Genomic DNA, 12,305 nt, shown 5'->3' on the forward strand with positions numbered 1-12,305 from the left:
GGGAAACTGAACAGGCACATGCGTCTTTGGGCGGCGCTCTTCTTTCTGTTGGCGTTGATCGTCAACGGGTTCGGGCATGGTTTGTCCCGCTCTCAAACAACTTTGCCCGATTTTTCGGAACTGGGTTTCACCGGTGACCTAGCCGCCTTTCTTTGTATCTCTCCCAATGGCAATGGCCCAAAAAGCGGCCAGACCGAGGGCTGTGACAATTGCCGGCTGGTCGTAGCGGCCGCCCTGCCAGCTGCCCCGAAAACCCCCGCGGAAATCCTGGCGGCGGAATATAGCGCCACCCCGCAGTTGGAAGACTGGCAGCTTCCCTCTCCCATTACCCGAAGCCCGCCCAGCCTCCGAGGGCCGCCTCTTCCTGTCTGATGGTGACCGGTGTTTTGCACCGGATTGAAATTCCCGAAATTAATCAGAAGAAGAGATCGCTATCATGACATTGCAATCCCCCGCCCCTTTGGGCGCGGCGGGCACATCTGTCCGCACTGAAGGCCTGGCCGGCAAATTCTATGCCGCCGTCTGGCGCTGGCATTTTTACGCCGGGCTTTATGTTATCCCCTTCCTGCTGATGCTGGCCGTGACCGGCCTGATCATGGTCTATTACAACGCCATCGAAACCCGGTTTGGCGAAACCATCCATGTGCCGATCGGTGATCAGGCCAGGTCGCCCAATGAAATGGCCGGCGCGGTCCTGGAACAGTTTCCCAACGGCATTCTGAAGCAATTTATCCCGCCCGCCGGACCGGACCGGGCAGCCTTGTTTCAAGTGGCAACAGAAAACGGTGCCCTGATCGTTTCGGTCGACCCCTATCAGAACCATGTCCTGGCCAGCGTGAACAAGGAAGAGAGCTGGTATAATTTTGCCAGCGACATTCATGGCACCTTGCTGATCGGCGACCTGGGTGACCGGTTGATCGAGATCGCCGCCAGCCTGTCGATCCTCATGATTATCACCGGCCTTTATCTCTGGTGGCCACGCGGCAGTCAGAGCCGGGGCCTATTCTGGCCCAATCTCGCCTTGCGCGGGCGTGCCCTGTGGCGGGATCTTCATGCGGTCAGCGGTTTTTATCTTTCCATCCTGATGATGTTTTTCCTGTTGAGCGGCCTTTCCTGGGCCGGGATCTGGGGCGGCCAGTTCGTCCAGCCATGGTCCAGCTTTCCGGCGGAAAAATGGGATGATGTGCCCCTATCCGACCAAACCCACGAGAGCCTGAATCATGGTGGTGCGGTCAAAGAGGTTCCCTGGGGCCTGGAACAAACCCCGCTGCCCGCCAGCGGATCAGACAAGGGCATTGAAGGCCTGCCCGAGGGTGTTCCCGTTTCCCTCTCTTCAATCGATTGGTTGGCAAGAGCGACCGGTTTTGGCAACACCTTTCGGATCAATATTCCGGCAGATGCAAGCGGTGTCTTCACCATCACGTCAGATGCCTGGGACGGTGAATCCGAAAGCCCGACCGGGGACCGGACCATGCATGTGGATCAATATTCAGGCCGCATCCTGGCACAGGTCGGCTATGACGATTATTCACCAATGGCCAAAGCCATGGCGGTCAGCACTGCCTTTCATCAAGGCGACATGGGCTGGTGGAACGCGCTGCTCAACGCCCTATTCTGCCTGATGATGATTTTCCTCTGCATCAGCGGCCTGGTGCTCTGGTGGCTGCGCCGTCCAAAAGGGGTCGCGCGTCTTGCCGCGCCGCCAATGCCAAGCAACATACCGCTCTGGAAAGGGGCCGTGTTCATCATGCTCTTGATATCACTGGCCTTCCCCATGGCGGGCCTTACCCTGCTCACGGTGCTGGCCTTTGACCTGCTGATCCTGGGCTGGGTGAAACCCATGAAGTCCATTCTGCAATAAGAGATTACCGGGGTCGGCAATCGCCGGCCCCCTCATTTTCCAGATAAACCTGGCCATCGGTTGCCACACCGGCCATAGTGCCCGTCCCAGAAACACCCATCCGCACAGATTGATCATGCCGCTTATCCTCTCCACCGACCGTCTGGTCCTGCGCCCCCTGGAAATGGCCGACCAGGATCTGGTCACCGCCCTGCTGACCGATGAGCGCGTCATGCGCTACATCCGTCCGCCTTTCACCGCCGAAGAGGTCGCGGGCTTCATGAAAGAACTGGTGAAGCGGGGCGCAAAAGGGGCGATCGGTGTCTGGTGTGTCGTGGAAAAAGCAACGGGCGAACGGATCGGCAATTGTGCCCTGATGCCCATGCCGACCGATCAGAGCGTCCCGGACTTCTCTCAGATCAAGCCGGACCGCCTGCCCGACATTCCGGTCGAAGTCGGCTATGAGCTGCTGCCGGCCGCCTGGGGCAGGGGCTATGCCACCGAGATCGCCAAATGTCTGGTGAACTGTGCCTTTCAGCACACGGAACTCGCAGAACTAGTCGCCTGTATCGATGACCCGAACGAAGCGTCACGCCGGGTCTTGAAAAAAGCCGGATTGACCGAAACCGGCCCGATCATGGCCTATGGCGCCATGGGCCCGGGCTTCCGGATCACGAGGGCAGAGTGGGAAGCTGGCCGCCGGTCAAAATAAGCCGGCAGCCAACCGAGACGGCCAACGCTTACTTCCAGATCGGCTTGCCCGAACCAGGCAGGCCCAGATCCTGCCAGATCTCGCTGACCCGGTCGACGACCTCTTCATCCATCTCGATCTTTTCGCCCCATTCCCGTTTGCTTTCTGGGAACCATTTATTGGTGGCATCCAGGCCGATCTTGGAGCCAAGGCTGGATTCCGGGCTGGCAAAATCCAGATAATCAATCGGGGTGTTTTCAATCACCGTGATATCGCGGGCCGGGTCCATCCGGGTGGAGACCGCCCAGATCACATCCTTCCAATCCCTGGCATTAATGTCCTCATCCACTACGATCAGCCATTTGGTATACATGAACTGACGCAGGAAGGACCAGGCGCCCATCATCACCCGCTTGGCATGGCCCGGATAGGCCTTTTTCATGGAAATCACCGCCACCCGGTAGCTGCAGCCCTCGGGCGGGAGCCAGAAATCCAGGATCTCCGGGAATTGCTGTTGCAGCAGCGGGATAAAAACCTCGTTCAGAGCCTCCCCCAACACCGAAGGTTCGTCAGGCGGACGGCCGGTGAAGGTGGAGAGGTAGATCGGTTTCTTGCGCATGGTGATGGCGGTGATGGTGAAAACCGGGAATTTCTCCACCGAATTATAATATCCGGTGTGATCTCCATAAGGTCCTTCATCCTCATATTCATCTAACGAAACATAGCCTTCCAGGATGATCTCCGCCTGCGCCGGCACTTTCAGCGGCACGGTCTTACAATCGACCAGATCAACCTTTTTGTTCCGCAGCAGGCCCGCGAACTGATATTCCGACAGGGTATCCGGCACCGGGGTCACGGCTGCCAGAATGGTTCCCGGGTCCGCGCCGAGGACAGCCGCCACCGGCAAGGGTTCTGTTTTTTCATTTTTCCAGCGTTGGTGATGCTGCGCACCACCGCGATGTTTGAGCCATCGCATGATGACCTTGTTTTTAGACAGTTTCTGCATCCGGTAGATGCCGAGATTGAAATCATCAGCCCGGTCCCCCTTGGGGTTAGGGCCTTGTGTCACCACCAACGGCCAGGTAATCAGCGGCGCTGGCTCGCCCGGCCAGCAGCCCTGGATCGGCAATTTATCCAGATCCACATCGTCACCGGTCAACACCACATCCTGACAAGGCGCGGAGGAAACCGTTTTTGGTTTCATGGACATGACGGTCTTTACGATGGGCAGCATGCCCAGGGCTTCCTTGAAACCGCCGGGCGGCTCCGGCTGGCGCAGGAAAGCCAGCGTCTCGCCCACCTCGCGCAACTGATCCGGTGTGCGGTCCATACCCCAGGCAACCCGTTCGACGGTACCAAAAAGATTGACCAGCACCGGCATGTCGGAGGGCGTACCGTCTTCTTTGACGACATTTTCAAACAGAACCGCAGGCCCTTCCTCGGCCAGAAGGCGCGTCTGGATCTCGGTCATTTCCAGATGGGTGGAAACCGGATGGCTCACCCGGACCAGACGTCCCTGTTTTTCCAGATGGTCCATGAAGTCGCGCATTGATTCGTAGGGCATATGCGGCCTTTTATCGTTCGGGTCGGGTCCGTCTGGACCGGGACCGGTTTTTTCTTAATCTCAAACCTTATTTACCCCTTGCCACCGGTCAAGAAAAGCAAGTCTGACATCGGGTCATGCGGCATCATGTTCCAGGCAGATGCGATCCGCATCCATCTGCGCCAGCGGCTCGCCCAGCAGGGAACAGAAATAGGGGGCGCCTTCTTCCGCGTCTTCACGGAAATGGCGGCAACTGCGGCAAAAACCGAACCGTTTGCCACCGGACCTCTGCAACCCGACCCGCAATAGGTTTTCCATAGCCTCTTCCATCAGGCGGCGCTGATCCTCCGGCAGGGACTTGAGATCCTCTTCCAACAAGGCTTGCGGATCCTGTGTGAGAAGCTCTTGCCCGGCCGGAGTGAGCACAAGATGGATCTTTCTTTTGTCTTCCGCATCCTGACGTTTTTCAATCAGCCCCTTTTTCTCCAGCGCGATCAGGGTCTGGGACACCGTTCCCTTGGTGGAGCCAAGATATTCGGTCGCACCTTTCGGCGAGGCGGAAAAACGGTTGGCCCAGTGGAGATAGCGTAGAGCCTCCCATTGCACCGGGTTCAGTATGGTTGCCTGTTCGCGTGACCGGACCAGCCCCACCAGACGGTAGAGCAGGGCGGCCAGCCTGCTGTCGGTTTCTGTCGTCATGACAAAATAGTATCGAGTCAATATTTTCCTTGCAATCGAAAATCTCTTCCCTATTTTAGTTTCGAGTCGATACTTTAATGGAGAATATGATGAAAACCACCTTCACCCTTGCCGGCCTTTTTGCGGTCGCCCTGCCTCTCACCACCCTGGCCCATCCGATTGAATCGCCCCAGGGCGGCCTGGATGCGGACCCGGCCTTCGATATTGTTGAAACCCGGGTTATCGCCGACAAAAATAATCTGGTCTTTTCCATCAAAACCGCCGGCATTGCTGGTTCATTAAAGCCCACGGCAACCGGCAATCTTGCGGGCAGCGAGGTTTATGCCTATGTCTGGCCGACCAGCCTGGACAGTTCCCTGGTCGGCTTTGAAAAGGAACAAGGCATCCTGGCCTTTACCGTCACGGCGCATCCGGATTTTGACGACACGCCGCTGTTTGATGAAAATGCCGACGGCGACAAGGGCAATGATGGGGATCTGTGGCACAGCCACTGGGTGGTTCTCACCCCGGATGAGGCCTGCGGCAAAGGCGGGCTGAAGGTGCGGGATATTGCAGAAGGCACAACACCGAAACTGCCAAAAACCTGGCCCGGCCTGCCGATCCTGATCGATAGTCCCGGATGGTCCCCGACCCTGGAAGGAAAGGAGATTTCCGTAACCGTTCCCTTTGAGGAGGTCGGCACCGGCCTTGGCGACCAGTTTGACGGGGTGACCTCAGCCCTGCGGGTCAACCGCAATATCCATAACCCGCTGCTGTGCGTCAGCGCGGTCTTTGATATCGCATCGGGTGACCTGTCCCTGCCAGGCGGCATCAGCGACGGGACTCACTGATCCCATAGGCCCATTGATTTTTCCGACCCGCCGGACAGGCCAGCATCTTGGCCTGTCCGGCAAGTCACTGTATGATCCGCCCCGGGTCGGCAGCCGAAAACCGGCTGCTTGCGGAAACCACCAGAGCGCAAAAAATAATCGGAAAATCAATGACCGAAACAAATGAACAATATTATGTGGTCGGCGGCCTGTTCAAGGACACCACCTTCACCGACATTGCCGAAGGCGAAAAGCTGCTGAAGCTTGGCCCGTTTGACAATTATGACGAGGCGCTGGCCGTTTGGCGCGCCAAGGCCATGGAAACTGTTGATGAGGCCTATGCCAAATTCAATATCGAAAAGGTCGACCATAAAAAATTCTGGGTCGTTGGCGGTGAATATACCGACACTGACTTTAAAACCATCAAGGGCGGCGGTGACGAAGACCATATCGGCCCGTTCGACACCCGCGAAGAAGCCCGCGATGCCTGGAAATCAAAATCCATGGCCAGTGTGGACAATTGTTACGTCCGCTATCGCATCGATAAACTTTGATCGGGGCAGCGTATATCAGATGACCGCCGATCGGTCAGAAAGACTCTCCAAGGCGCGGGATTATCCATATGCCTTCCCGCGCCAGTCCTTCATTTATCATGATAGTGAAATCCGCCCCTTTAACCAGGTGGCCACTGAGGGGCGGATCCCGGTTCTGGCCATCGGGTCCAACCAGTCACCCGTGCGCCTGACCCAGAAATACGGCCATCTGCGCAATCAGCAGATCCCCGTGCAAAGGGCGGAACTGGATGATTTCGACATTTTTTACTGTGCCCATATCACCAGCTATGGTGCGGTCGGTGCCATGCTACAGCATTGCCCGGGCGCCCGGGTCGACCTGGCCGTGAATTGGCTGAACGAAGAACAGCTTGAAATCATGCATGCTACCGAAGGCAATTATGCTTTTTGCAGGCTTGAAAATCTCGCCCTTGCCCTGGACGGTCAAGGCACCCTCGACCAAGCCTATGTCTATGTCGGCACAGCAGGCCACATGATCCTACAGGATCAGCCCGTCGCGATGGCGGCCGTTTCCTGCCGGAACCGCCGTCATCCGGCCAGCTCCACCGCCGCATTGCTCAGCCGGATTCACAAGATGCATGACCTTGAATTGGATGAGGATGCATTCATCTTGCAATTGGTTGAAGACCCTGATTTCCGACGCTTCGTCAGCAGCCGGCTTGCCCGCGGATCGGTTCCCTTTGCCTACCCCCATGATACCGTTTGATCCAGGATCGCAAGCATGAAGAGCATAGACTCAAAAAAATCGGCCACAAATTGAATGCTATACAATCACCCCCTATGCTTGTAGAACCGAAGACGGAAATTTTCCAATTCGAACAAGACTTAAGCGTCACAGGCAGAAGCCATGAATTGCATTCATTGCGGATATGACCTTCCCGTCGGAGCAAAATTTTGCTCGGAATGCGGCACGGCCCAGCCTGGTGAGCTGGAGGAGCAATCCGCAGGTTTCAGCACGGCCCTCCATGCCGGTGGCGAACATCGGCAAGTCACTGTTTTATTTTGTGATATCGTCCAATCCACCCAGCTGGCGGAGGAATTGGATGTGGAGGCCCTGCGCGATCTGCTGCTGGCGTATCAGCAAACCTGCGCGGATGTGATTGAGCGGTTTGAAGGGCATATCTCAAAATATATCGGTGACGGAATCATGGCCTATTTCGGATATCCGATGGCTCATGAGGATGCGCCAAAGCGTGCCGCCCATTCATCGCTCGAGATCCTCCGCCGCATGGACAGCTTCAACGACAGTCTTTTTGCCCGGATCGGCATGCGGCTTTCTGTCCGTATCGGCATCCATACCGGCCCGGTGGTGGCCGGGGAAATGGGGGCGGGACAAACCCGTGAGACATTGGCCATTGTCGGCCTGACCCCCAATTTGGCAGCCCGCCTCGAGAAGACAGCGGAAACAAATTCCATCGCACTCAGCGAAGAATCCAAACGCCTGATTGAGCCTGATTTTTCCGTTATTGATCTGGGTTTCAGGACCTTGCGCGGTGTCAAAGACCCGATCCAGGTGTATCAGCTGGTCGGCCTGGCTAATCAGGTGGAAAAACTACGCGCGCAAAATCTGAAAAGCGATTTTCTGGTCGGGCGCGATCTTGAATTGCAAATCCTCATGGATAATTGGCGATCGGTCTCCAAGGGATCCGGCGGACGTATCGTGACGATTGTCGGCGACCCCGGCATTGGAAAAACCGGTCTGCTGCGCGCCTTCCTGCATCAGGCCGCAATCCCCATGAAAAAAACGGTCATGATGGCCTGCACGCCTTATGACCAGCATTCGGCCTTCAGTCCGATTTTGCGCATGTTGAAAGAGGAATTCAGTTTCATTGCCGGTGAAACCGGTAACATTGAAGCTTATCAGATCAAGGAATGGATCCGGGGCAACGGCATTCGCGATGAGCGCACTGTCGGCGCGCTTGCCCGCCTGTTTTTGATGGACCGTCAGGGAGAACTGGAAGAGGGCCACAGTGGCCAGGCCATGCGCCAGGATATTTTTATGGGATTGGCGCGCTTTTTCAAATCCAAGGGAACACCTTTGCTCGCCATTCTGGAAGACGCCCATTGGACCGATCCCTCCACCCAGGAATTCATCGACCAGATTGTGCGCCGATCCAGTGATTCTCCCGTCTTGCTGATTGTTTTGAAACGGCCGGAGATTCATTTCCCCTGGGAGAGGATGTCCGTCCACCAAACGATCGGTCTGAAGGGCCTGGACGAAGCCTCATGCACCGCCATTATCCGTCGTGTCACCAACAGTTTACCCCTCGATAAAAACCTTGAGCAGGATATCATCAACAAAACAGATGGTGTGCCGCTTTTTGTCGAAGAACTGACCAAGACCATGATGGAAAGCAAGATCCTGGTGGAGAAAAACGGCAAGCTTGGTATCAGTGCCGCCTCACCGGAACTGGAGATGCCCGCCTCATTGATGGACAGCCTGATGGTTCGGTTGGACCGCCTGGGCGATGCCAAAGCTCTGGCACAAATAGCATCCGTTCTGGGAAGAAGCTTCACCTTCGATGCGCTATGTGCGCTGGCCGATTCCGATCCTGCAACCATCAGCCAAACACTCGAACAGCTGATTGAATCAGACTTTGTTGTTCATGTTGAAGACCCTGTAGGGCTGGCCTATGAATTCCGCCATGCCCTATATCAGAAAGTGGCCTATAACAGTCTTCTGCGCCAAAACAGATCGGCCATGCATGCCCTGGTCGTGGACTGGATCGAGCATGACCCCGTGCGTTTGCGCCAAACCCGGCCGGAAGTCCTGGCCTATCATTGCGATCAGGCGGGCTTGATTGCCAAGACGGTGCAATATTGGCTAAAGGCGGGAGAACGCGCCAGCCAGGCCTCCGCCTGTGAAGAAGCGGTCAGGCACCTCACCCAGGGACTGGCACAGCTCGAAAAACTGCCACCCATTCGCGCCAACCAGACCTTGTCACTGCGCTATCATGTTCTGCTGGGCAGCACCTTGATCATCACCGATGGACCCGGCGCCCCCAAGACCCGGGAAGTGTATGATAAGGCATTGAAACTTTGTGAGATTCTGCCGGAAACCAAATGGCATTTCCCCGCCTATTGGGGCTGGTGGCGCATTTCCGAAAATTTCACCATTATGCTCTCACGGGCGGAACGCCTGGTGGAAGTGGCGGAAAATATGGACGAACCTGAATTCGGTCTGCAGGCACATCACTGTAACTGGGCCAATTCCTTCCTGGTCGGCGACCATAAATCCGTATGCGACCATGCCTATACCGGCCTGCAGATCTATGAAAACGGTCATTTCGGCCAGATCGGGTCACTCTATGGCGGCCATGATCCAAAGGTTTGCGCACTCGGCGAGCTGGCACTTTCCAAATGGCTGACCGGTTATCCCGACCAGGCCCGTGCCTATATGGATCGCTGTTTGGAATGGGCCGATGAATCCGGCCATTTGGGCAGCCGTCTGCATGCGCTGGATATTGCCACCATGTTCTATCACTACTTGCGCGATGTGGATATGGTCCGGGATTTTGCCCATGAACTCAAATTGCTCGGGGAAAAGAATGATCTGGAAGACTATCTCGCGAAAGGCATGATCTTCGAAGGATGGTGGCATATCGAGGAAGGCCTGGTCGAACCCGGCGTGATCCTGATCCGAAACGGCATTGAGATCATGCGCAAAGTCGGCACCCAGGAAGACTTTCCGGTTTTCCTCTGTATGCTGGCCGAAGGCCAACGCCAGTTGGGCGATTTCGAAGCCGCCGTCACCATGTTGGAAGAAGGCTTGAACGTGATGAAGCGGGAAGGCGTTGCCTATTGGGCCGCGGAATTGAACCGGCAATATGCGGAAACCTTGCTGGCCATGACGGTCGATGATGACGCCTGGATTGATGCCTATCTGAACGAAGCGATGAAAATCGCGAAAAAGCAGAAATCACGATCCTTGGAGTTGCGTTCCGCAGCAACTTTTGCGAAAGTCCTTATCCAGCGCAGCAAACCAAGTGAAGCTCGCAATATATTGGAAACAATAGAAAACTGGTTTACCGAGGGGACGGAAACCAGAGACCATCAAGAGGCTAGGGCGCTGTTGGCATCCATCACTTCTTGACCGTCTGACAGACAGGGGAGTAGAGGGGGTGCTTCAACGCGCACGGCATCAGGCCAGCTCGGCAGCAAATGAATATCGCGGCCAACCAGCCGTACCGAAAGGATACCGGTCCGGCACCCATCGGGCGGTTTCGCCGGACAAAACACTTGCGCGCATCGAACCATTGTTGCCGGTCTTCGGGATCACCCGGATCGCCAATATCACCGGCCTCGATTGTCTGGGCATCCCCGTCTTCATGGCCTGCAGGCCCAATTCCCGTTCGCTCGCTGTTTTTCAGGGCAAAGGACTGGACCCGGCCGCTGCCAGGGCCTCTGCCATCATGGAAGCCGTTGAAACCTTTCACGCGGAAACCATTGACCTGCCGTTAAAATATGGCGCTGTGGAAGAAATCTGCTACAGCCATGCCATCGCCGAAATCCATAAGATGCCCTTTTCCAAGGAGGGCAATTTTGACCCTCTATGTCCGATCTTCTGGATCGAAGGAGAAGATTTGCTGAATGGCGGGCGTAAATGGCTGCCATTTGAGCTGGTTCATGCCAACTACACCCTGCCCCATCTGCCAGGATCCGGCAGTTTTGCCGCCACCACCAACGGCCTGGCCTCGGGCAATGTCAAAGAGGAGGCCATAAGCCACGGCTTGTATGAAGTCATCGAACGCGATGCCATAACCTTATGGAAATTATCGGGCGATCAAACCCAGGCGGCTACCGTTGTTGATCCCCACAGCATCGATGACCCCGCCTGTAGAGACTTAATCGACCGGATCAAGGCCGCCGGGATGGATCTGGTGATCTGGGACATCACATCAGACATTGGCCTGCCTGCTTTCCAATGTCTGATCGCGGGTCGAGACCGGACCGTGGGCGCGCCGGAATTTGGTTCCGGGTGCCATTTATCCAGGCCCGTTGCCCTGGCGCGTGCCCTGACGGAGGCCGCTCAAGCCCGCACAACCTATATCACGGGCGCACGGGACGACATCACCGCACGCGATTACGCAGCCGATGCCGTTGCGCTGCGCCACGACAATGCCCGTGCACTTGTCGCGGATCATGTGCCGGCCCGGTCGTTTCAGGATATTCCGCATCATGAAACCGACTGTCTGGCATCGGATCTCGAACATACTCTGTCTGCATTGGCCGATTCCGGCATCACCGAAGTCATGCATGTGGATCTCAGCAAGCAGGCGCTCAATATTCCGGTATCGAGAGTGGTTGTGCCGGGATTGGAAAGCCTTCTGGAAGGGCCGCATTCGGATTACTTGCCGGGCGAGCGCGCCCTCAAACTGCTGGAGGCCACGTCATGACCATCTGTGTTTTCCTTGGTCCCACCCTGGCCCATTCCGAAGCGCAAACGATCCTGGATGCCGTTTACCTGCCGCCGGTCGCCCAAGGGGATATCATCCGTGCGGTTGAAGCATATGATCCACAAACCCTTGTTTTGATTGATGGTCTGTTCGAGCAAACCCCCGCCGTCTGGCATAAAGAGATTCTCTGGGCTCTGGAACAGGGCCGCACCGTTTGTGGCGCCTCCAGCATGGGAGCCTTGCGGGCCGCCGAGCTTTGCCAGTTTGGCATGATCGGCCATGGACGCATCTATCAAGCCTATCGGGATGGGGTGTTTCCCCCATTCACAAAGGAGCGGTTCGAGGATGATGACGAAGTCGCCGTCATTCATGCCCCCAAGGAATTGGCTTATGCAGGCTCGGTTGCCATGGTGGATATCCGGGCCACCCTGGATGCGGCTGAACAGGCGGGCATTATTGATGACCGTACGCGGGATCGGCTGGCCCGCTTGGCGAAATCCCTGTTTTACAAGAACCGCCACTATCCCGAGTTGCTGCGCCTCGGCCGTGCCGACGGCCATGATCTGGACCAACTGGAACAATGGCTCGAAACCGGTCGGATCAACCAAAAACGCCTGGATGCGGAAAGCCTGTTACACAAGGTGGCCGCCGGGGAAGTGATCAGCCGGCCGCCCACTTTCCGCTTCGAGGAAACCACGGTTTGGGACGCCGCCCTTCAGGGCCTTTCCCTCCCTTCAACAAAAGAGGGGGATTGA

11 protein-coding genes are annotated in these 12,305 nt (G+C 56.5%); 9 read left to right on the forward strand and 2 right to left on the reverse strand.

The features are described 5' to 3' along the window. The first annotated feature begins 18 nt into the window (after positions 1-18). From DFP90_RS16190 to DFP90_RS16200, 3 genes are all read left to right on the forward strand, one after another. Complete coding sequence (locus DFP90_RS16190; protein WP_115937560.1) at positions 19-372, forward strand: hypothetical protein; 354 nt, start codon at positions 19-21, stop codon at positions 370-372. Positions 373-436: 64 nt separating this feature from the next. Next, positions 437-1,861 (forward strand): PepSY-associated TM helix domain-containing protein, encoded by a 1,425-nt coding sequence (locus DFP90_RS16195; RefSeq protein ID WP_115937561.1) that lies wholly within the window; start codon positions 437-439, stop codon positions 1,859-1,861. Positions 1,862-1,976: 115 nt separating this feature from the next. Then, positions 1,977-2,552: a GNAT family N-acetyltransferase gene (locus tag DFP90_RS16200; RefSeq protein WP_115937562.1), complete on the forward strand. Its 576-nt coding sequence runs from the start codon at positions 1,977-1,979 to the stop codon at positions 2,550-2,552. A gap of 28 nt (positions 2,553-2,580) precedes the next feature. Here the strand turns inward: DFP90_RS16200 and DFP90_RS16205 are convergent, their stop codons facing one another. Further along, entirely contained in the window at positions 2,581-4,095 is a 1,515-nt protein-coding gene (locus tag DFP90_RS16205; protein ID WP_115937563.1) for a UbiD family decarboxylase, read from the reverse strand. Positions 4,096-4,209: 114 nt separating this feature from the next. Next, positions 4,210-4,794 (reverse strand): MarR family winged helix-turn-helix transcriptional regulator, encoded by a 585-nt coding sequence (locus tag DFP90_RS16210; RefSeq protein WP_147301038.1) that lies wholly within the window; start codon positions 4,792-4,794, stop codon positions 4,210-4,212. Positions 4,795-4,859: 65 nt separating this feature from the next. On the opposite strand from DFP90_RS16210, the gene DFP90_RS16215 reads away from it, so the two are divergent. The 6 genes from DFP90_RS16215 (at position 4,860) to DFP90_RS16240 (ending at position 12,305) form a co-directional block, all read left to right on the forward strand. Next, positions 4,860-5,603 carry a hypothetical protein gene (locus DFP90_RS16215; protein ID WP_115937565.1) on the forward strand — a complete coding sequence of 248 codons (744 nt, stop codon included), beginning with the start codon at positions 4,860-4,862 and terminating at the stop codon, positions 5,601-5,603. Between the two features lie 149 nt (positions 5,604-5,752). Continuing rightward, entirely contained in the window at positions 5,753-6,136 is a 384-nt protein-coding gene (locus DFP90_RS16220) for a DUF4170 domain-containing protein (RefSeq protein WP_181905406.1), read from the forward strand. Between the two features lie 19 nt (positions 6,137-6,155). Next, a complete protein-coding gene (locus DFP90_RS16225) occupies positions 6,156-6,860 on the forward strand; it encodes a hypothetical protein (RefSeq protein ID WP_115937567.1) in 705 nt (234 codons plus the stop codon). A gap of 141 nt (positions 6,861-7,001) precedes the next feature. After that, positions 7,002-10,247, forward strand: a complete 3,246-nt coding sequence (locus DFP90_RS16230; RefSeq protein WP_115937568.1) for an adenylate/guanylate cyclase domain-containing protein — start codon at positions 7,002-7,004, stop codon at positions 10,245-10,247. 28 nt (positions 10,248-10,275) lie between these two features. After that, on the forward strand, positions 10,276-11,550 hold the full coding sequence (locus DFP90_RS16235; protein ID WP_115937569.1) for a YcaO-like family protein: 1,275 nt from the start codon (positions 10,276-10,278) through the stop codon (positions 11,548-11,550). Further along, positions 11,547-12,305 carry a TfuA-like protein gene (locus tag DFP90_RS16240; RefSeq protein ID WP_115937570.1) on the forward strand — a complete coding sequence of 253 codons (759 nt, stop codon included), beginning with the start codon at positions 11,547-11,549 and terminating at the stop codon, positions 12,303-12,305. Before DFP90_RS16235 ends, DFP90_RS16240 begins: the two co-directional genes overlap by 4 nt.

This window comes from Aestuariispira insulae, assembly GCF_003385955.1.
GTDB lineage: Bacteria > Pseudomonadota > Alphaproteobacteria > UBA8366 > Aestuariispiraceae > Aestuariispira > Aestuariispira insulae.